This is a genomic window from Mesorhizobium sp. M0909, from assembly GCF_040319515.1.
Lineage (GTDB): Bacteria > Pseudomonadota > Alphaproteobacteria > Rhizobiales > Rhizobiaceae > Mesorhizobium.
Map to the genome: position 1 here is coordinate 19,816 of NZ_JAMYOA010000030.1, position 19,698 is coordinate 39,513.

The following is a 19,698-nucleotide window of genomic DNA, read 5'->3' on the forward strand; positions in this document are numbered from 1 at the left end:
GACGAGGCCCGGCGCGAGCCGGGCCTCGGCATCATCCAGAAACCGATGGGTCGGGCTTCCGGCGAAATCGTCGCTGGTGACTGGAGCTTCTCGTGCTCGATAACACGCAAATAGAACGGCTCGAAGCCGATGCGGTCAACTCCGCCAAGACCCGTCAGCCGCTCTATGCCGGACGCAAGAAGATCTTCCCGAACCGGGCCTCTGGCAGTTTCCGCCGCTTCAAGTGGTCGGTGATGGCAATCACGCTGGGGATCTACTACCTGACCCCCTGGCTGCGGTGGGATCGCGGGCCATTTGCCCCTGACCAGGCCGTGCTGGTCGATCTTGCCAACCGCCGCTTCTACTTCTTCTTCATCGAGATATGGCCGCAGGAATTCTACTACGTCGCCGGCCTGCTGGTCATGGCCGGTGTCGGCCTTTTCCTGATCACATCCACCGTCGGCCGGGCCTGGTGCGGCTATACCTGCCCGCAGACCGTGTGGGTCGATCTGTTTCTGGTCGTCGAGCGAGCCATCGAGGGCGACCGCAACGCGCGCATCAAGCTCGATGCCGGTCCCTGGACTGCGCGCAAACTCGTGCTGCGAACATCGAAACACGCCATTTGGCTGGTCATAGGGGTGCTGACCGGCGGCGCCTGGATTTTCTATTTCGCCGATGCGCCGACGCTGCTTGGGGAACTCTTCACCGGCACCGCCGCCCCCGTCGCCTACATCACCGTGTCCGTGCTGACGGCGACGACCTATACGTTCGGCGGGCTGATGCGCGAGCAGGTCTGCACCTACATGTGCCCATGGCCGCGCATCCAGGCGGCCATGCTCGACGAGAATTCCCTCACCGTCACCTATAATGACTGGCGCGGCGAACCGCGCTCGCGTCACGCCAAGAGGGTCCTTGCCGCCGGGCAGCCCGTCGGCGACTGCGTCGACTGCAATGGCTGTGTCGCGGTGTGCCCGATGGGGATCGACATTCGTGATGGCCAGCAGCTTGAATGCATCACCTGCGCGCTCTGCATCGATACCTGTGACGGTATCATGGACAAGCTCGGCAGGGAGCGCGGACTGATTTCCTATGCGACGCTGGCCGACTACAACGCCAACATGATGCTGGCGACCCCGGGCGGCTCCGGTTCAGTCAACCCGTCACTGGTCAGGAGCGCTGACGGCCTGTTCTCCGACAAGGTGGCCCGTTTCCATATCCGCAAGATCTTTCGCCCGCGCACCTTCATCTACATGGGCGCCTGGTCGGCGGTCGGTCTCGCGCTGCTATATTCGCTGCTGACCCGCGAACGGCTCGAATTGAATGTCCTGCACGATCGAAACCCGCAGTTCGTGACGCTGTCCGACGGTTCGATCCGCAACGGCTACACCGTCAAGCTGCTCAACATGATCCCCGAACCAAGAACGATCATTGTCACGATGCAGGGCCTGCATGGAGCCGAAATGAGCGTTGTCGGCATCGACCTGCCGGCGGATCGCTCCTTCGCCATCCCGGTCGAACCTGACCGGCTGAAGATGCTCAAGGTTTTCGTGCGTCAGCCGGCAGATCAGGTTCGGGGTGCAGCGCAAAGCTTCAAGTTCCGGGTCGAAAACAAGGCAACGTTCGAGTCGGACGAATACACGGCCACTTTCAACGCACCGGAGATCGCCAGATGAGCGACACCTCGCGACAATCCCGCGAATTCACCGGCAGGCATATGCTGTTCACCATCCTTGGCTTCTTCGGCGTGGTCATAGCGGTCAATCTGACGATGGCGACGCTCGCCAACACGAGCTGGACCGGCCTTGTCGTCGAAAACACCTATGTGGCGAGCCAGCAATTCAACAAAAAGGCCCAGCAAGGGCGAGCTCAGGCAGCCCTCGGCTGGACTGGCAAACTCACCATCGCAGGCGGTGAGGTCCGCTACAGCCTCACCGATGCTGGCGGCAAGACGGTTCCCGTGCATGGCGTCAAGGTGCTGTTTCGTCATCCCGCCTACGAGGCCGAGGACAAATCCGTCACTCTTGCCGCTGCCTCCGGTCAGATATTCGCCGCGCACCACATCCCCAAGGATGGCGTCTGGATCGTCGAAATCGACGCCGATGCGAGCCTTGCGGAACCCTATCGCGACGTTCGCCGGATCGTGATTTCCCGCGGGGCGCGGCAATGAGCTGCTGCGCGCCAGGCGCCGAAATGGCATTGGACCTGGAAAAGGTCACACTGGTCCTGCCTTCTGGCCAGGAAATCAGACTGGCGAGCCGCTCGATTGGCGAAAATCTTCGCCAGACCGACCTTTCGGTGCCGGCTGTGCATTGTGCCGCCTGCATCCAGACGATCGAGACGGCGATCGGGAAGCTGGATCGCGTCGAAGGCGCTCGTGTCAATCTTTCAACGAAACGTGTTTCGGTCCGGTGGCGCGGCGACGAGGTTCCGCCATTCGTCGCCACACTTGGACGGCTGGGCTATGGCGCGCACCTGTTCGATCCCGAGGCTGACGGGAAGGACAGGACGCTCTCGGAACTGATCCGCGCCGTCGCGGTCGCCGGCTTTGCGGCGGGCAACATCATGCTGCTATCAGTCTCCGTCTGGTCCGGCGCGCAAGGCGCGACCCGCGACCTGTTCCATTGGGTCTCGGCCTTGATTGCCATTCCTGCGCTCGCTTTCGCCGGCGGCATCTATTTTCGCTCGGCCTGGAATGCGCTGCGCCACAGCCGCATGAACATGGACGTGCCGATCGCGGTCGGGGTATCGCTCGCTTACGCCATGAGCCTCTACGAGACGATCAACCATGGCGACCATGCTTATTTCGACGCGTCGGTGTCGCTGCTGTTCTTTCTGCTGATCGGCCGCACGCTGGATCACGTGATGCGGGAACGGGCGCGGACGGCCGTGAACGGACTGGCTCGGCTGGCGGCGCGCGGCGCCATGGTGCTGCGCGAGGATGGTTCGCGCGACTACTTGCCGGTTGGCGAGATCGAACCAGGAATGGAGCTCTTGATTGCGGCTGGCGAGAGGGTGCCCATCGACGGCAGGATCATTGGCGGGGCATCGGATCTCGACTGTTCCCTGGTTTCCGGGGAAAGCACGCCCAGAACGGTGGGCCCGGGGGCGCAGGTCCAGGCCGGTACACTCAATCTCACCGGTCCGCTGACCATCGAGGCGACGGCCGCCGCGAAGGATTCCTTCCTGGCCGAAATGGTTCGGCTGATGGAAGCGGCAGAGGGCGGCCGCGCCCGCCATCGCAGGATCGCCGATCGCGTCTCCGCGTTCTACGCCCCGGTGGTCCACCTCACCGCCTTTGTGACGTTCCTCGGCTGGATGGCGGCGACCGGCGACTGGCACCGGGCAATAACAATCGCGATCGCCGTTTTGATCATCACATGCCCGTGCGCGCTCGGTCTCGCCGTGCCGATCGTGCAGGTGGTCGCTGCGCGGCGGCTGTTTGAAAGCGGCGTCATGGTCAGGGACGGCTCCGCCATGGAGCGCCTGGCCGGGATCGACACGGCATTGTTCGACAAAACCGGCACGCTTACGCTCGGACTGGCTAGGCTGATCAATCCGCCGTCCATCGATCCGACGATGCTCGCCATGGCGGCCGAGATGGCAGCGCATTCCCGCCATCCCTTTTCGAAGGCAATCGCTGGCAACGCAGCCTTTGCCGGCCAGGCGAAACTCGCGTCCGTCAGCGAGCATCCGGGCTTCGGCATCGAAGCCATCGCCGAGGGCACTACCTGGCGGCTGGGTCGCCGCGGATGGGCTGAGTGGAAAGCCCGGACCGGCGGCGAAGGCAAACAAGGCTATGGCGCAACCGTTCTGACGAAGGATGGGGTCATTGTCGCGACTTTCGATTTCGAGGATGAGCTACGTGCCGATGCCAAGGCGGCTATCGAGCAACTGAACGGCGCCGGCGTGTCGGTGGAGATGCTGTCGGGCGACACAGAAGCTGCCTGCGGCGAGGTCGCGGAAGCACTGGGCGTCGAGCGCTTCGTTCCCGCGTTGCTTCCCTCCGGAAAGGTCGAACAGATCGAAGCATTGACCCGAACTGGCCACAAGGTTCTGATGGTCGGCGATGGGCTCAACGACACGCCTGCATTGGGCGCCGCACACGTTTCGATCGCTCCGGCCACGGCGGCGGATATCGGGCGCAACGCCGCGGATTTCGTGTTCCTGCGTAAAAGTCTTCTGGCGGTCCCACTTGCTTTAGACATTTCGCGGAAGGCTGGACGGCTGATCCGGCAGAACATCGCCATCGCGATCGTTTACAATGGCATCGCCGTGCCGGTCGCCATTCTGGGGCACGTTACGCCCCTGATCGCGGCGGTCGCGATGTCCGCCTCGTCCCTCCTGGTCATCGGCAATGCGCTACGCCTGCAAGGTTTCGTGTCAAATGCATCGGTGCAAGATGCCCGACATGACAGGCGCTCCGACATTGGCGCACTGGCACAATCCTGATGACGACGCTCGCCTACCTCGTACCTGTGGCCCTGTTCCTCGGGGCGCTTGGGCTGGCCGGGTTCCTGTGGGCCTTGAGGAGCGGCCAATATGAAGATCTCGATGGCGCCGCCGAGCGGATCCTGATCGACCGCGACGAGCCACGCACTTGACCCAGCCTGCCCTGCGAGGACTCGCTCGAATATTTTCCCCGGTTGCTTCGCCTCATGCCGATTTCGGCGCGCGACGGGTGCGAACGGATCAGCCAGAATACGTTGCCGAACTTTCGGCCAGGAAAGTGCTGCGTTTGTGCCGCTTCGCGCATTGCTATTTTTCCATACGTTTCCATATTATTCAATAAGTTAGCGGGCATCTCTCCATTGGCCTCCACAGGTCTACGGGGGCGATATTAGGCGAATATTAGACGAGTCGCGGGGGAAGTGATGCTAAGAACGCTTGAAGAGTCGCCGGTCACGACTAAGGCCGCGCGTGCGAAATTGGCCTCCGGAACTCATTGGCGATCAATCGACCCGACCGTGCACCTGGGCTACCGCGTCGCGCCGCAGAAGACTGGTCGAGGCAAAACGTATCGAGGCCGTCTCAAAGGCCGCTGGCGACCCTGTAACCGTCCGCAGTGTCACCGAGGCTTACATACTAGAACGCGAGAAGGTTGAGCGCGCTCGCGGCGCTCGCCTTGATGCCGGCAATCGTATGCTAACGCACATTCTGTCCGACGCCGCTATTGCTCACAAAGAATTGCATTGCTTGACGGAAGCCGACCTGCAGGATTGGGGCGGCCGTTTGCCTGCCAATTTCGCCCGAGCAACCGTGCTCCGCGTTAACAACGACTTCAAAGCTGCCCTGAATGCGGGCGTCAGCAAGCACGCACGGCGGCTTCAATCCTTGAATGCCTCTCACGTCGGCGTCGTCGTCAAGAACGGCTTGGCTGCGACGGATGCGGTTTCCCCCGTTGCCCGAGATAAGATCATACGCACGGCGGACCCGCACGCCTCCGGTAGGCTCTGGCTGTCCGGCACAATTCATCTATCGGGCGACGAGCCGCGCATAGAGAGTGTCGCGAGCACGCGCCTGCACTGACTCCTTAGCATTCGGTGATTCTAGACCTCCGTTTGTATATCGCGAACTAAAAATTAGTATCGTTTGCATATCGCAAACAACATGGAAGATATCTTCCGCCATCACCCGATAAAACGTGGACAGCGCGTTTTGTACTTGATTTGCGAATGGATTTGTCGAAGTGTGAGTGAGCCGGCCTGTGATGGAAACACTCGCCGGCTCTAACCACAACCGAAGAGGACGCTTCGATATGGCTGTCACCCAAAATATAGAATTGCCCGAATTCAGCAAGTTGATCTTGGCCGCAGCCAGGCCCCCTTACGACGCCGATTGGTTCGACAAGATCTTGGTCTTGACCGGCTTTAGCACCGGCGGAACCTATCGGGCCAGAAACGGCATTTGTGTCGGGCCGCTCCGTCCGTTCCAAGACGAAAGCGACGGCGCCCACACCGACGCGGCGGGGCGTTCCGCATGGTTCATGGCCGAGGGTATAGGCGCCTATGACCGATACGGCTGCATTCTGTCCGGCGTCACGGGCGCCAGCCCGCTTGATTGCGTCTCGACCTGGGATTGCGGCTTTCTCTTAGAAGCAGCTTGAGCCAGCGGGGCTTAGAAATGTCCGGCGTTGACCCCATCCGCGATCTTCGCATCGCCGTGACCGGAGCACGCCGGGCGTTGGCGATATGCGAGAAGGCTATCGCCAGCGTCGAAGAGAAAAACCGAGGCGCTGGCCTTGTCTATCGGCGAAAGCAACGAGGCTCGCGCCGTGGCATTCGCAGCCACCGGCGAGGTGCTTCTAACCGCCGATGACGTCGCCGGTGTTCTGCGCGTCAGCAAAGCCACGCTCGCCCGCTGGCGGGTCCTCGGAACCGGCCCCGGCTACGTCAAGAAACAGGGCCGGATTCTCTACCGCGCCGAGACCATTGAAAAATTCGTGACCTCCAAAGAGCGCATCAAAACGCGCGACGATGATCCTGCGCGACGATGAAAGCCAGCTAGGTTCACGGCCCACATTCGCCCAGCGATGGGCCAGGTTTCCGACGCATGGTGCTCTTCGAAATAGGAGAGCATAGATCAATGGCACTGACTCCAAATCGCGGCTACGAACTGCCCATCAAGACGGACCTGAAAACGTCCTTTGACAAGATCACGGCGGCCTTCGGCGCCATCGATACCGATGTCGCTGCGGCGTTCACCGCGCTGGCGTTGCGGGCAACCCTCGCGAGCCCGGCTTTCACCGGCGAACCCTCGGCGCCAACGCAAGACCCCGGCGACAACAGCGCGCGGCTTGCCACCACGGCCTTTGTGGCAGCGGCGGTACTGTCGTTTTCGCCGTCCATCGTGAACGCTGACAGCATCGTCGGAACCATTGATGACGCCCGGCTTTCCTTTCAGGTGGCGGCGTTCATGCGCACGCTGCTTACCAACAATTCTGCCGGCGCCGCGCGGACAACGCTCGACGTCTTCTCCAAGGCCGAAGTCAACGCCGCGATTGCAGCCCTGGTCGCGGCGGCGCCCGGTACATTGGACACGCTGAACGAGCTTGCCGCCGCGCTCGGCGACGACCCGAACTTCGCCACAACAATCATGGCCCTACTCGGCGGGAAGGCGACCAAGGCGGACGGCACGCAAGCCCTGGCGCGAGCCGGCATCGAAGCGGTGCAACGGACCTGGCGCGCCACCGACTTGAAGGATGCGGCCATAGCCGCCGGTGGCGGCGCCGCAGATGCGGTGCTTGAAGACAGGAAGCTTTCGGGTGTCGCTGGCGGCAGCTTTGTTAAAGAAGTATTCCGAACACGAGCCTTGAACACAAAGGCCTATGACCCCGCTGGCATCATCACTTTGGCCGGCAACGAGTTCACGCCGTCCGTAAATTGCCGGGTGCGGTGGCGCGCGCCTGCATGGGGCGTCGTTCGCCATATCACCAGGCTTTTCAATGTCACTGACGGTGTCGTCGTCGCTTCGGGCTCAAGCGCCGTGGCCGATACCAGCCCTCACCAACAAACCGATTCGGTCGGATGGGGGACAATTGTCGCCGGAAAGGCCTACCGCATCGAGCATTGGTGCGCGACCACCAGCAACACGGAGGGATTTGGCGTAGCCACCGCCTCCGGCGAGTCCGAACTCTATACCAGCGTCGAATTTTGCGGACGGGGTGAGGTAAGAGGGCCTACTACTATCCGGAAATTCAAACCGTCTTCGCTGCGTGGCGCGCCAGCACCGTTGTTACCAATCGGACGCCATAGGTTGCCGCCGAGTGGCGAACAACCAAGAACTGTAGCAGCAGAACAGCGCAATAGATAAGCGACACCCTCAGGGACTGCACCATGAAAACCGCTGCGGTCCCAAAGCCGAAAAGAAACAGGAACGAAACAGCGGCGTAGTCGCGAGTAAACAGAAACTCCCTGTGAGCATGAAGGATTGCGGTCTCTGACTCGACATCTTTGTAAAACCGATACCACAGGCGATTTTCGTCACCCGGTGTTCGGGGGAAAGTATCTCCCAAAGAGTCTTTCAGTCGAGACATATCGATGCGGGGATCTGTCGGCCCGTGCCTACTAAAGGCTCGATGTCCCGGCAATGCAAAGTGCCATCGAAGAAACACCAAGCGGGCTTTCGCCGCGGCGTTCAGAAGGCCGTTTGCGATTGATGTAACAATGAGAGCTAGCCCGACGGGAAGAAGGTTCGCGGCCCCCACCAGCAGGCCCTTGATGCCGGAAACCGCAAGAGCGTCAGACTGTGCCACCCCATAAAACAAAGCAAAATTCGCGGCAATCGTAAGCCAAAGCTGCCAGCGGGTCTGATCTTTCAACGAGCGCGGCGGTCCATCTGTGCTCACGTATATTCCTCGACCTCTGTGTAGAAAGGCAGACTTTCCGCAACGTCATATCCAGCACGTGCCGGGAAACCTCCCCAATGAACCTTGCCGACGCCTTGAGTTGCAATGATATGGCCGCCACGGCGCTTAAATGCGTTTAACACGATCCGGCGGGGATGTTTTTCGTCGTCCTTAGGTGCAGAAACAAAGGCACTGAAACGTGATGCAGAAACCTCCGCCTGAATTTCTCCTAAAAGACGCGTAAGAATCGTAGGGCCGACGTTGCGTCGACTGCCGTGATGGGGGATTTGCACAAAACTAAACCTTTGAAGTGGAAGGCCCACGCTCTCCGCATAAATGGCCGCCCATCGCAATCCATTTACCCCTGTGTCCCCCGTGAGAAGCACACGGGCGTCGTTCTCAAAAGAGCCATACAGTACCACGCTCGATTCATTGCTGGCGCTGGTGATTCCCCCGTCTTGCAAACGCTCGTTGTCCCAACTCTCCGGCGTCCAACCATGCAGCGCGGCCTTTGCTGCTTCCAAGATCTTGCGCGCGAGTGACTCCTTGCCTAGCCACATCTGTGCCGCCTCAATCGCGGCCTGGTCCGGATCGGGCGTCTTTTCGAATTGCGGCAAAAGATAACTGTACGCAACGCGGCTGGGCGAGCATACGCGGAAAGGGCCGATGTCCGTGCCTTGGAATGGAAAGAAAATATTGGAGCCAGCTTCCAAAGCTAAGTCGTAGATTTCGCTGATCGTCCCGTATTCGGCCTTTACAGCGGCCTTCAACCCCTCGGCAGTCCATCGTTTATCCGAAAAAAGGTGACGGGACTCCTCGGCGAGGAGCCAAGGGATATGCATCCAGAGATTTCGCACAGGAATCTCGCTCAAAACCGTGCGCAGCCCCGAAGCATGGTCCGCATCGGAATGCGTCAACACCACATGCTCCAGAACAGGAAATGGCCCAAACTGCTTCTTGAGGTGCGCGACGATGTTGTCTCCGGTTTCGGCATGGCCACCGTCGACCAACATCAAATGATAATCGGCAGCGTCGCCGTAACGCACTACAATGGCGTCACCGGCCTTGGAGCCGGAGCCGACCGGCAGAAATTCAACCTCACAATGCATCTGGCCCCCCAAGCATTCATATAGGAGCCAATTTGGACGTTCGCCTATCTGATTCCATCAATCTCCATGTCAATCCACCGTTTTCCACAGGGCAGATATTAGACGGATATTAGACGAGTTTGCGGGAAATGCAGCTAAGTGCTTGATTTTGCTGGTACGCCAAAGGGGAATCGAACCCCTGTTACCGCCTTGAAAGGGCCGCACCGAAGGGGAAGCCCGCCATTCCATGATGACCTGACCAGACCATGGTGTGGCGATCGACCAGTCGACCGTGAACCCGCGGTTGCCGCGTTTATCGAGCCTGGTTGATCCAGATCAGGGTTATCTCTTCGTCGGCATGGTTTCATTGACCATTTCAACGAGAACGGATGTCTAACGGACGGTTAGGTCGCGTGGAGACGCTTGGGGAGATGAGCCGCAAACCGTGGATCGATTGCGATGCGTTCCAGTGCCCTTCGTCGCAGATAGCCGACGCAATGGCGGCACGCTGATGGCCGGCTCTGTCGATAGATTCGACGTTATTGTGGTCGGAGCCGGGCCGGTCGGACTTTCCTTCGCCGCGTCGCTTGCCCAGAGCCGACTCAACGTGGCAGTGGTTGAACGGCAGTCGCTCGAAACCCTGGCGAATCCGGCTTTCGACGGTCGCGAGATCGCGCTGACCCACGCATCGGTTGGAATCCTTCGCGAGCTCGGCGCCTGGGATATCATCCCCGCTTCGGACAAATCACCACTTCAAGGCGCGCGTGTGCTCAACGGATCGAGCCCTTTCGCCCTGTGCTTCGATTCTCCCAGCGGATCTGGGGAACCACTCGGAATTCTGGTCCCAAATTGTCGGATCCGCGACGCCCTGTTCAAGCTTGTCCACTTCCAGGATCATGCCCAGCTGCTGTGCGGCCGCTCGGTCGTCAATGCAACAACCAGCCACAAAGAAGCAGTCATAACGCTCTCTGATGGCAGGCAATTGGCCGCTCGGCTGCTCGTTGCAGCGGATTCGCGTTTGTCCGCGACGCGCGACCTGCTCGGCATTGGCGCCGACATCAATCGGCTTGGCAACTCCATGCTGATTTGCCGAGTGAGGCACGAGCGCGCCCATCACCAGATCGCGGTCGAATGGTTCGATCACCATCAGACGATAGCGATGTTGCCGCTCATGGAAGGCGTGTCGTCGCTGCTTCTCACTTTGCGCTCAAGCGAGGCCGACAGACTGCTTGCTCTCGACGACGATTTGTTCCTCATGGAATCGACGAGCCGGTGTCGAGGACGCTTCGGAGAGATGACCTTGGCAAGCACCCGCCATGCCTATCCGCTGGTCACGACCTGGGCGCACAAGTTCTGGGCTCCGAGTGCGGCACTGATCGGCGATGCTGCCCTCGGCATGCACCCGGTGACCGCGCATGGCTTCAACATCGGCCTCAGTGGCCAGAAGCAACTTGCCGATAGAATCCTGGCGGCATGTCGCGAGCGCCGCGACATTGCTGATCCCGACATGCTCGGCAGATACGAAAGCCGGCTGCGTCTGTCGGCGGCACCGCTCTATCATGCTACGAATGCACTTGTCGCTCTCTACTCAGGCGAGCACCCGGCGGCACGGCTTGCAAGACATGCAGGGCTTCGCTTTGCCCAATATCTTCCCTTTATCCGCCATGGCATTTCGGCCATGCTCAGGCGGTGAATCGCAGGCAGCGCTGCCGCTCTGGAACGCTATCTCGGCCCGGCTTCCTTTTGTCTCGCCGGGCGCGTTGATGCCGTTGGTAGGGCTGCTTCCATGGTGACGTTGCCGATCCTGGGATGATTCGGATCAAGGCACGCGTGCGGGCAAGAGCTCGATGGTCAGACGGCAAGGCCAAGAGGCAGACGTGCGCCCCGAAGACATGGTGAGCACACTGGTTATCCCCGCTGGATAGTTAACCCGTCCTTCAGTGGGCCTGCGTAGGCTTGTCCTCGCGAACAACGATGGGAGCAAGCTGGTCCGTCCATGGCCCCGAAGAATGAAGACACGCTGGAGGCCAAAATCCGTCAGGATCAGCTTGCTGACCTGAGGGCCGGCCTCTTCGTGTCGATGCCGATAAGCGCTATCCTGTCAGGCCTGATTTGGGCGGTGCACGCCCTTTCTGGCAGCGGCTTTGCAGCTGCAATCTGGTTCCTGGTCGTCAATGCGATAAATGCCGCCCGCCTTGCACTCGCGCGTTATCAGCTAAAGGAAACGGGGCGCCATGACGGATTAGTGGGGGTTTTGCCGCGGCTTCGCTGGTTTGGCATCCTTGCTCTTCTGGCAGGGTTTGCCTGGTCCTTCCTGGCCGTCCTGACTGTTGGATACACGACACCTCAAGCAGCGCTGCATCTGGTCATTCTGGCGGGCATTTCAGCTGGTGCGGTTACATACGGCAGTTCGTATGCCGCGGCGGCGATCAACTTCATCACACCTCCGCTCCTCATCACGGTGGGTTGCCTTTTGGCGAAAGGCAATTTTGAAGACTACATTCTGGCTTTTACCGTTCTGCTCTTCATGGGCGGCTTGGTTCGAGCTTCGTTTGTTGGGCAAGCACGGTTCCGCGAAGCGAGCCGCCTGAGGCATGAGGCCGAGCGGCTTGCGGCGGAGATGAAGGCCAGTTCCAGGCAGGACCACCTGACGGCCCTTCTCAACAGGCGTGGCCTCGAAGACGCTATCGGACGGTTCGAGACCGCGGATGGCCCCTTCGTGGCAATGCTGGTTGACCTGGACGGGTTCAAATCCGTCAACGATACCTACGGTCACAGGACCGGTGATGAACTGCTTGTCAGGATCGCCCGCCGCATAGAGGAGGAAGCACCGGAAGGCTCGACGCTCGCTCGTATCGGCGGCGATGAATTCGTGCTGTTTTTTCCCTCAACGAGGGTTTCGCTTTCTGCCAGTGATCTCGCCTCCAATATCATAGCAAAAATTGCCCGCCCCTATCGGGAGGTCGCGTCCGTCCGGGTCGGGGCATCAATAGGAATATACCTGGCGGAAAGCCCGGGCCTGACCGAAATGTTGTTGCGGGCGGATATCGCCCTTTACACGGCCAAGCGTCGTGGCAGGAACGAATTTTGCCTGTTCGATGCCGAACTCGACAGGGAACTGCAACGCCGCCAGTCCGTCGAACGGGACCTTCATTCGGCGATAAAGACGAGAAGCTTGCAACCTTGGTTCCAGCCGATCGTGAAACTCGACACCGAGGCCGTGGTCGGTTTTGAAGCCTTGCTGAGGTGGTCCCATCCGACTCATGGTGCCATCTCTCCACCCGAAATCATCACAGCTGCACGCGAAACCGGAATGCTTCAGCTGCTGACGCAAACCGTCTTCGCCGACTGTTGTGCTTTTATCGACGGCTTGGTGAAAGCTGACTGTCGTGATTTCCGTGTGGCGATGAATGTTTCACCGCGCGAACTGGAAGCCGGCGATATCGACGACATGGTTCTGGATGGTCTGGCGGCAAGAGGTCTCCCTGCAACGATGTTCGAGATCGAGATTACCGAAGAATCCCCGGTTGACCCGGACAGAGTGGATGAAAAGCTCGGACGGCTTTCACATGCCGGCATTTCCATCGCGCTCGATGACTTCGGCACCGGCTTTTCTACGTTGGCATCGCTCAAGGACAGTCGGATACGCAAGGTCAAAATAGACCAGGGCTTCATTCGCGGCTTGGCCAAGTCCCGAGAGGACCGACTGCTTGTCAAATCGGTCATCGATCTCGGTAACATGCTCGGGATCGAGGTCATGGCCGAGGGCGTCGAAACAGAGGCGGATCGGCAAACCCTGCACAAGCTTGGCTGCCGAACCGCTCAAGGCTTCCTGTTCTCCAAGGCTGTGCCTCTGAGCCAAGCACTGGAAATGGCAGTCAAACAGCACGCGAACCAGTTGTGACCGCTCCCGCCGCGCCATCTCTCGCGGCCGTGCGCTCATGAGTGACGGGTATCTGAACTTCCTTGTTTGAAGAGCATGACAATCCGTGCTGTGCGTCAGCCGGCGAACAGTTCCTTGTAGCCGGTCGTCACCATCCAGTTCGCCCGGTCGATATGGCTGCGAAGAGCCTTGCGGGCGCGGACCGGTTCAAGGGCCGGGTCGATGCCTAGAATGAGATCGGCCATCTCCTCTTCGCTGGCATTGTCGGCGCAGGCATCCAGGATCCGCAGGTAGATCGTGAAATGCTGCCTATCGTAGGCCGTCAGGTTCTCCGACCAGGGGACTTCGTCGCACAGAGTTGAGTTTCGAGTCTCATCTGTTCCCATTGATCGATTCATGCCTGTTGCGAGCCTCGGCTGTTGAGCGCTGGATGCAACGCAGCATATCCCAAAATGGGATAATCCGAAACCGGGATTAGTCGCTGATCCGGTCTTTACCCGACCGGTTCTCCTACATGCCCAAATCTCTTCGCTCGCCCCGCCACCAGCGGTTTCTGGCCCAGCTGGTTTCCCTGCGCAAGGCCAAAGGCCTGACTCAGGCGCAGGTGGCCGAGAAGCTTGATCGTCCCCAATCCTTCGTGGCCAAGTACGAGGGTGGAGAGCGGCGTCTCGATGTCATCGAGTTTCTCGACTTAACTGCGGCGCTTGACGCTGATCCGTGCGAGATTCTGTCCAGCCTGCGGGCTAACGGGCGCCTGCGCGTCTAACGGCTCGCGCCCGTACCGTGAACCGAGCGTGCTTTTCTTCGGCAAGCTGCCATTCCGCTGCGGGTGGGTCTTTACCAAGCCATGCCGATATAGGATGATAATCCTAGGTGCGGCGATTCCTCAACGGAGATCGCAATGGCTAGGACCAAACTTTCCAAGCAGCTTTCACAGGCTGAAATCGAGCGCTTTCTGGCGGAGGCGGAACGGCTGCACAAGAGCATCGTCCAGCCGCTTCTATCACCTAGCAGCGACCATTACCGGGCTCTCCAACGCACCCATGACGCGCTGTTAAAGACGGTGAAGGATATCACGGGTAAGGATGCGCCGTTCATTCAATGGTTCGGAACAGGGCCGGTGAATTAGACCAGACTTATAGACTCCAGGCTGCAAACGTCGCATTCTCTCTTCGGGGAGAAGGGGCGTGGGCAACTATCGCTATCAAGACAATCGGTACAACCGTCGCAGGTATGGCGAGCGCCATCGTTCGAAGGACGTTCCGTTGTGGGCAAAGATCGTTGCTGGTGGAACAATCCTGGCTGGCTTTCTTGCCTTCGAAATCGGCCCTGCCGCTGTCGGCTGCAACATCAAAGCCAATATCAGCTACAACACGGGCGAGCGAATCTATCATGTTCCCGGACAGGAATATTACTGGGAGACGCGCATCAACCTGTTGAAAGGCGAGCGCTGGTTTTGTTCGGAGGAAGCCGCGCGCAAGGCTGGGTGGCGGAAGTCTCGGGTCTGAGCGTCCGTGGTAAATGCTTGCGAAAATGCTGCATCGCACATGTTTTCGGTGCAGCATTCATTTGAAGTATTTATCGCGATCCGTTCGAAAAATCTGTCCAGCCTGCCGTCCTGGCGGGCGCCCGCGCGCCTGACGACGCGCACCAGGTGCTCGTGAACCGAGCCCGCTTTTCTTCGGCAAGCTCAGGCGGTCTCGGCCATTCGGCTTCGCCCCTTGGCGTGGGCAGCCCTTCGGGCTGTGACGGCCGCCGCCCTTGCGGGCGGCGCGGTTTGTCTGTTGGCCTTTCCCGGTGGCGCGGGGTGGGCGGCACTCCCTTCTAGGCCCGCCGCGGCAGCCCGCAACCCTTCGCGTGCCGCTCAGGGTCCTCCTCTTCGTTCCGGTCCTTCGGATGCGGTCCGCCTCCCACGGCGGGCCTTTCCGGTCGCGACTCGCCGCCCACCCCGCTTCCGGGGAAAGGCGCGGCGATTGGCGAGCGGAGGATGAGACGATGCATGCAAACAGCAAGCGTTCCGCCAGCGGAGAGGCTGGCGCAGGCAAGGGCGGGCGCCCCAGCGCCAGCCTTTATCAGGAGATCACGGACCGCATCATTGCCGAGCTGGAGCGCGGCACCGTGCCATGGGTCAAGCCATGGGGCAGCGCAAAGGCAGGCCTTGGCCTGCCGAGGAATGCATCCTCTGGGCGCACCTATTCCGGCATCAATATCCTCATCCTGTGGGGCGCGGTCATCGAGCGCAGCTATCCCAGCCAGAACTGGCTCACCTTCCGGCAGGCGCTCGTCCTTGGCGGCAACGTCAGGAAGGGCGAGCGCGGCACGACCATCGTGCATGCCGACCGCTTTGTCCCCAAGGACGAGAAGGAGCGCGCACGCCACGAGGGCGATGAACCACAGGCCGTGCCTTTTTTGAAGCGCTTCACCGTCTTCAATGTCGCGCAGTGCGATAATCTTCCGGAAGACCTCTATGCCGCCGCCGAGCCGCTGCCTCAGTGCGAGATCGTGCCGCAGGCCGAGACGCTCATTCGCGCCAGCGGTGCGGATTTCAGGGTCGGCGGCGATCGCGCTTTCTACATGCCGGGCAGCGACCACATTCAGGTGCCGCCGCAGCCGGCGTTCCATCACCAGATCGACTATTACCGGACCTGCTTTCACGAGCTTGGCCACTGGACCGGCCACCCGACGCGGCTTGCTCGCGACCTCTCCGGCTCGTTCGGCTCCAAGGCTTACGCGCGTGAAGAATTGGTCGCCGAAATCACTGCCGCCTTCGTCTGCAGCAATCTCGGTATCGAGCCGACCGTGCGTCATGCCGATTACATCGGCTCATGGCTGAAGGTGCTGCGCGAGGACAATCGCGCCATCTTCCGTGCCGCCAGTCTTGCTTCCAAGGCCGCCGATTTCCTGTTTGGCCTTCAGGCCGATGCCGAAGGCGAGGCGCAGGAAGGGATTGCGGCATGACGATGCGCGATCCTCAACTGACCGCGAGCGAGCCGACGCCGCAAGGCGAGCAGATGCTCATTCCCGGTGTCCGGCCGATCACCACGCGCGATCGGCTCACCCTCCTGATGGACGCGCCGATGTGTCCGCGCGCGGCGCAAAAGCCGCTCGATATCGGCCTCTTCGATGAAGCCAGCAGAAATCAACTCGACCTGTTCTGACAAGGAGTCTTTCCATGATCCTGATCACTGATCGACTGCGCGCACGACTGCTCGCCAATGGCGCCGCCGACGCCGACATCGACCATTTTCCCGTTGTGAAACTGTTCGATCCGACAGGTGCCGCGACGTGGCTTCTGAGCGAACTCGACGCCGATGGCGACACGCTGTTCGGTCTTTGCGATCTCGGCTTCGGCTTCCCCGAACTCGGCAGCGTCAGTCTGGCCGAGCTTGCATCCGCAAAAGGTCCGCTTGGCCTCGGCATCGAGCGCGACCTGCATTTCCAGGCGCGCTATCCGCTCTCCGCCTATGCCGAAGCCGCCCGCATTTGCGGCCACATCACCGAGGCCGAGCGACTTCTGCGGCAGGCAGCAGACGCCCTTTCAAAGTCCCATTCCGAGCTTCCGCCCGACACGGCGGAACAGCAGCGCCGATAGGCGCAAAAACCGTCCCGCCGCGCCGGCCGTCGGCATCTGCGGCGGGGACAACCTCACCAAAGCGAAGGAGAGTAGCCATGCAGCTTGCCCACATCCCCTTGGATCACCTCAACATTTCCGCGCTCAACATGCGCCATGGAAGACGCGCGCCCGACATTTCCGACATCCTGCCCTCCGTGCGTGCGCGCGGCGTGCTGGTGCCTCTCCTTGTGCGACCGAACGGGCAACCGGAAAGCTTCGAGATCGTTGCCGGCAGGCGGCGCTATTTCGCCGCGAAATCGCTTGCCGACGAGCGCGGCGAAGGCGATCCCTTGCCCTGCGCCATCATGGAGGATGGCGACGACGCCGGTGCGCTGGAAGCCTCGCTGATCGAAAACCTCGCCCGCCTCGATCCAGACGAAGTATCGCAATGGGAGACGTTTTCGCGGCTCGTCAAGCAAGGCCGCACCGTTCCCGACATCGCTGCGACCTTCGGCATCACTGACCTGAAGGTCAAACGCATTCTGGCGCTTGGCGACCTCTTGCCCAAAATCCGCGAAGCCTATCGCCGCGAGGAGATCGACGCCGAGACGGTGCGCCATCTCACCATGGCGTCCAAGGCGCAGCAGAAGGACTGGCTGGCACTCTGTGCCGATCCCGATCAATACGCGCCGCGTGGCTTTCAATTGAAGCAATGGCTGTTCGGCGGCCAGTCGATTTCCACCAAGGTGGCGCTGTTTGCCATCGAGGAGTATCCCGGCCTGATCACCTCGGACCTGTTCGGCGAGGACAGCTATTTCGCCGATGCCGACCTGTTCTGGCAAAAGCAGAACGAAGCGATTGCCACCAGACGCGACACCTATCTCAACGACGGCTGGAGCGAGGTGGTGCTGCTGGAACCGGGCCAATATTTCCACGCATGGGACCACGAGAAGACCCCGAAGAAGAAGGGCGGCAAGGTCTTCATCGCGGTCACGTATTGCGGCGAGGTCGAGTGTCACGAGGGCTGGCTGTCACACAAGCAAGTCCGCCGCGCCCGCGAGGGCGGCGAGCAAGAAGAAACAGCCGCCAAGCCGCCGCGCCCCGAACTCACCGGCCCGATGCAGAACTATGTCGATCTGCATCGCCATGCTGCCGTGCGTGCGGCCATGCTCGACCATCCCGCCGTGGCGCTGCGCCTCGTGGTGGCGCACGCCATCACCGGTTCCGGCCTGTGGCAGGTGCGCCGTGAACCACAGCGCGCAGTCAACGAGACGGTGACTGCCAGCCTTGCCGGCTGCAAGGCTGAAGCTGCATTCGGCAAAAAGCGGCGCGAAGTGTTGGCCCTGCTCGGATCACCGGATGAGGATGGAGTGGTGGCCGGCGGCAATGGCGACGCCTTTGCTATCGCCGGCGTGTTCGCGCGCCTCTTGGCGCTCTGCGACGACGATGTCATGCGCGTTCTCACCGTTGTCATGGCCGAGACGCTTGCAGCCGGCAGCGCTGTCATCGAGGCACTTGGCAATCATCTGAACGTCGATATGGGCGCATGGTGGCAACCGGACGACGCCTTCTTCGACCTTTTGCGCGACAAGGAAATCGCCAATTCGATGCTGGCCGACGTCGGCGGCAAGCTGGTCGCGGATGGCAATGTCGCCGAGAAGGTCAAGACGCAAAAGAAGATCATCCGCGACTTCCTGGCGGGCGAGAATGGCCGCCAGGAGGTCGAGACCTGGCTGCCGCGCTGGATGGAATTCCCGGCCGAAAGCTACACCAGCCGCGGCGGCTTCCGCACCCCCGATCAGTGGGCACAAGTGCAGCCGCTGTTCGTCCGCAAATAGTCGATCAGGGCCCGAGCGGCGGTTCTCTCGAGTACCGCCGCTCAGGTCGCGCGCGCCGCTCCGGGTCGCGCCGGCTGCCGATTGGGCGTCTTGTCGAGCCAGTGCCGCGCGCGAGAAATCCCGACGCCAACTCGCCCCCATTTCGGCAGCCCTGCACCGCGCCGGGTTGCTTGCCGAGGCGCTCCGCGCATGGGCCAATTGTGCGATCCGGTTGGCGACAGAGCCCCCGCAGCCAGCGCCCTGTAATGCCGCCTGCTCGTTTGTGTCACCGGATCGCGCCACCTGTCTCCATGCGTCTCAGGGACCATTCCCCTGCGGCTGGCTTGACGACCTATGGGCGGATCCGGCCCGCCCGAAACCCTCGCCAGCAGCTTTTTTCCCCGCCGCCTGCGGCGGCTTCCTCGCGCCGCTTCGCTTCAAAAAAGCTGCCCGCTCGGGTCCTCCGCTATCGCTGCGGCCGTCCCGGTTCCGGCGGTCCGGACGCGCCCATCACGGTCCGCCATCGCAGGGGAATGGTCCCCGGCGAGCACCACAAGGAGACTGAAAATGACCGCGATCGGATACGTCACCAAACAGGAAAACGGCGGCTACAAGGGCCAGCTCAAGACGCTCAGCGTCCGCGCCGACATCGACATCGTGCCCAATCAGGCAAAGAGCGCCGACACCCATCCCGACTTTCGGGTGCTGACGCAAGGGGTCGAAGTAGGGGCCGGCTGGATCCGCACCGGCGAGACCTCCGGCAAGGACTATGTGAGCCTGTCGATTGCCGCCCCGGAGTTCGGCCCGCGCAAGCTCTACGCCAATCTCGGCCGCGCCGCCGGCCAGGATGACGACGACACATACGCCATCATCTGGAACCCGGTCGACTGAACCGCCAGCCTCGAGCCCCGCGCCGCAACCGGCGCGGGGCTCTTTCGGGAGGGGGCGGCGAAAACTCGCCCCCTACTCTTCGCCCGTCCCCAAAACGATCTCGCTCGCCGATCCTCGCCTTCGCTTGTCCGTAACGAAACGAG

20 protein-coding genes are annotated in these 19,698 nt (G+C 61.1%); 18 read left to right on the plus strand and 2 right to left on the minus strand.

Annotated elements, in window-relative coordinates; all coding sequences use genetic code 11:
• The first annotated feature begins 92 nt into the window (after positions 1–92).
• The 8 genes from ccoG (at position 93) to NKH83_RS29135 (ending at position 7,788) form a co-directional block, all read left to right on the plus strand.
• A complete protein-coding gene (ccoG, locus tag NKH83_RS29100; protein ID WP_352808467.1) occupies positions 93–1,652 on the plus strand; it encodes a cytochrome c oxidase accessory protein CcoG in 1,560 nt (519 codons plus the stop codon).
• Positions 1,649–2,146 (plus strand): FixH family protein, encoded by a 498-nt coding sequence (locus tag NKH83_RS29105; RefSeq protein WP_352808468.1) that lies wholly within the window; start codon positions 1,649–1,651, stop codon positions 2,144–2,146. The genes ccoG and NKH83_RS29105 overlap by 4 nt, the downstream gene beginning before the upstream one ends.
• Positions 2,143–4,428: a cation-translocating P-type ATPase gene (locus NKH83_RS29110; protein ID WP_352618980.1), complete on the plus strand. Its 2,286-nt coding sequence runs from the start codon at positions 2,143–2,145 to the stop codon at positions 4,426–4,428. Before NKH83_RS29105 ends, NKH83_RS29110 begins: the two co-directional genes overlap by 4 nt.
• Positions 4,428–4,580, plus strand: a complete 153-nt coding sequence (ccoS, locus tag NKH83_RS29115; RefSeq protein ID WP_352595335.1) for a cbb3-type cytochrome oxidase assembly protein CcoS — start codon at positions 4,428–4,430, stop codon at positions 4,578–4,580. Before NKH83_RS29110 ends, ccoS begins: the two co-directional genes overlap by 1 nt.
• A 592-nt stretch (positions 4,581–5,172) precedes the next feature.
• Positions 5,173–5,505 (plus strand): hypothetical protein, encoded by a 333-nt coding sequence (locus NKH83_RS29120; RefSeq protein WP_352808469.1) that lies wholly within the window; start codon positions 5,173–5,175, stop codon positions 5,503–5,505.
• 181 nt (positions 5,506–5,686) lie between these two features.
• Positions 5,687–6,082: a hypothetical protein gene (locus tag NKH83_RS29125; RefSeq protein ID WP_352808470.1), complete on the plus strand. Its 396-nt coding sequence runs from the start codon at positions 5,687–5,689 to the stop codon at positions 6,080–6,082.
• A 135-nt stretch (positions 6,083–6,217) separates the two neighbouring features.
• A complete protein-coding gene (locus NKH83_RS29130) occupies positions 6,218–6,472 on the plus strand; it encodes a helix-turn-helix domain-containing protein (RefSeq protein WP_352808471.1) in 255 nt (84 codons plus the stop codon).
• Positions 6,473–6,528: 56 nt separating this feature from the next.
• Positions 6,529–7,788 carry a hypothetical protein gene (locus tag NKH83_RS29135; RefSeq protein WP_352808472.1) on the plus strand — a complete coding sequence of 420 codons (1,260 nt, stop codon included), beginning with the start codon at positions 6,529–6,531 and terminating at the stop codon, positions 7,786–7,788.
• A gap of 531 nt (positions 7,789–8,319) precedes the next feature.
• Here NKH83_RS29135 and NKH83_RS29140 read toward each other — a convergent pair.
• Entirely contained in the window at positions 8,320–9,432 is a 1,113-nt protein-coding gene (locus NKH83_RS29140; protein WP_352638452.1) for a ComEC/Rec2 family competence protein, read from the minus strand.
• Positions 9,433–9,922: 490 nt separating this feature from the next.
• On the opposite strand from NKH83_RS29140, the gene ubiM reads away from it, so the two are divergent.
• Positions 9,923–11,104, plus strand: a complete 1,182-nt coding sequence (gene ubiM / locus NKH83_RS29145) for a 5-demethoxyubiquinol-8 5-hydroxylase UbiM (RefSeq protein ID WP_352808489.1) — start codon at positions 9,923–9,925, stop codon at positions 11,102–11,104.
• Between the two features lie 303 nt (positions 11,105–11,407).
• On the plus strand, positions 11,408–13,315 hold the full coding sequence (locus NKH83_RS29150) for a putative bifunctional diguanylate cyclase/phosphodiesterase (protein WP_352808473.1): 1,908 nt from the start codon (positions 11,408–11,410) through the stop codon (positions 13,313–13,315).
• A 95-nt stretch (positions 13,316–13,410) separates the two neighbouring features.
• On the opposite strand, the gene NKH83_RS29155 is transcribed toward NKH83_RS29150, so the two are convergent.
• Positions 13,411–13,680 carry a DNA -binding domain-containing protein gene (locus NKH83_RS29155; protein WP_352453619.1) on the minus strand — a complete coding sequence of 90 codons (270 nt, stop codon included), beginning with the start codon at positions 13,678–13,680 and terminating at the stop codon, positions 13,411–13,413.
• 128 nt (positions 13,681–13,808) lie between these two features.
• On the opposite strand from NKH83_RS29155, the gene NKH83_RS29160 reads away from it, so the two are divergent.
• The 8 genes from NKH83_RS29160 (at position 13,809) to NKH83_RS29195 (ending at position 19,555) form a co-directional block, all read left to right on the plus strand.
• Complete coding sequence (locus tag NKH83_RS29160) at positions 13,809–14,060, plus strand: helix-turn-helix domain-containing protein (protein ID WP_023722035.1); 252 nt, start codon at positions 13,809–13,811, stop codon at positions 14,058–14,060.
• A gap of 135 nt (positions 14,061–14,195) precedes the next feature.
• On the plus strand, positions 14,196–14,423 hold the full coding sequence (locus NKH83_RS29165) for a hypothetical protein (protein ID WP_352808474.1): 228 nt from the start codon (positions 14,196–14,198) through the stop codon (positions 14,421–14,423).
• Between the two features lie 58 nt (positions 14,424–14,481).
• Positions 14,482–14,802, plus strand: coding sequence for a sunset domain-containing protein (locus tag NKH83_RS29170; RefSeq protein ID WP_352808475.1), 321 nt, complete (start codon positions 14,482–14,484; stop codon positions 14,800–14,802).
• Between the two features lie 487 nt (positions 14,803–15,289).
• Entirely contained in the window at positions 15,290–16,252 is a 963-nt protein-coding gene (locus NKH83_RS29175) for an ArdC family protein (RefSeq protein WP_352457378.1), read from the plus strand.
• Positions 16,249–16,452: a hypothetical protein gene (locus NKH83_RS29180; RefSeq protein ID WP_352549568.1), complete on the plus strand. Its 204-nt coding sequence runs from the start codon at positions 16,249–16,251 to the stop codon at positions 16,450–16,452. The genes NKH83_RS29175 and NKH83_RS29180 overlap by 4 nt, the downstream gene beginning before the upstream one ends.
• Before the next feature lie 14 nt (positions 16,453–16,466).
• On the plus strand, positions 16,467–16,886 hold the full coding sequence (locus NKH83_RS29185) for a DUF2958 domain-containing protein (RefSeq protein ID WP_352808476.1): 420 nt from the start codon (positions 16,467–16,469) through the stop codon (positions 16,884–16,886).
• A 77-nt stretch (positions 16,887–16,963) separates the two neighbouring features.
• Positions 16,964–18,685, plus strand: coding sequence for a ParB/RepB/Spo0J family partition protein (locus tag NKH83_RS29190; protein WP_352808477.1), 1,722 nt, complete (start codon positions 16,964–16,966; stop codon positions 18,683–18,685).
• A 546-nt stretch (positions 18,686–19,231) separates the two neighbouring features.
• A complete protein-coding gene (locus NKH83_RS29195; RefSeq protein WP_023672372.1) occupies positions 19,232–19,555 on the plus strand; it encodes a DUF736 domain-containing protein in 324 nt (107 codons plus the stop codon).
• Positions 19,556–19,698 lie beyond the last annotated feature (143 nt).

Coding starts and splice junctions, on each gene's coding strand:
- NKH83_RS29160 (WP_023722035.1), top strand. CDS start 13,809: ATGCCCAAATCTCTTCGCTCGCCCCGCCACCAGCGGTTTCTGGCCCAG.
- NKH83_RS29175 (WP_352457378.1), top strand. CDS start 15,290: ATGCATGCAAACAGCAAGCGTTCCGCCAGCGGAGAGGCTGGCGCAGGC.
- NKH83_RS29140 (WP_352638452.1), bottom strand. CDS start 9,432: ATGCATTGTGAGGTTGAATTTCTGCCGGTCGGCTCCGGCTCCAAGGCC.
- ccoS (WP_352595335.1), top strand. CDS start 4,428: ATGACGACGCTCGCCTACCTCGTACCTGTGGCCCTGTTCCTCGGGGCG.
- NKH83_RS29155 (WP_352453619.1), bottom strand. CDS start 13,680: ATGGGAACAGATGAGACTCGAAACTCAACTCTGTGCGACGAAGTCCCC.
- NKH83_RS29105 (WP_352808468.1), top strand. CDS start 1,649: ATGAGCGACACCTCGCGACAATCCCGCGAATTCACCGGCAGGCATATG.
- NKH83_RS29135 (WP_352808472.1), top strand. CDS start 6,529: ATGGTGCTCTTCGAAATAGGAGAGCATAGATCAATGGCACTGACTCCA.
- NKH83_RS29165 (WP_352808474.1), top strand. CDS start 14,196: ATGGCTAGGACCAAACTTTCCAAGCAGCTTTCACAGGCTGAAATCGAG.
- NKH83_RS29125 (WP_352808470.1), top strand. CDS start 5,687: ATGGAAACACTCGCCGGCTCTAACCACAACCGAAGAGGACGCTTCGAT.
- NKH83_RS29150 (WP_352808473.1), top strand. CDS start 11,408: ATGGCCCCGAAGAATGAAGACACGCTGGAGGCCAAAATCCGTCAGGAT.
- NKH83_RS29190 (WP_352808477.1), top strand. CDS start 16,964: ATGCAGCTTGCCCACATCCCCTTGGATCACCTCAACATTTCCGCGCTC.
- NKH83_RS29110 (WP_352618980.1), top strand. CDS start 2,143: ATGAGCTGCTGCGCGCCAGGCGCCGAAATGGCATTGGACCTGGAAAAG.
- NKH83_RS29185 (WP_352808476.1), top strand. CDS start 16,467: ATGATCCTGATCACTGATCGACTGCGCGCACGACTGCTCGCCAATGGC.
- NKH83_RS29180 (WP_352549568.1), top strand. CDS start 16,249: ATGACGATGCGCGATCCTCAACTGACCGCGAGCGAGCCGACGCCGCAA.
- ubiM (WP_352808489.1), top strand. CDS start 9,923: ATGGCCGGCTCTGTCGATAGATTCGACGTTATTGTGGTCGGAGCCGGG.
- NKH83_RS29195 (WP_023672372.1), top strand. CDS start 19,232: ATGACCGCGATCGGATACGTCACCAAACAGGAAAACGGCGGCTACAAG.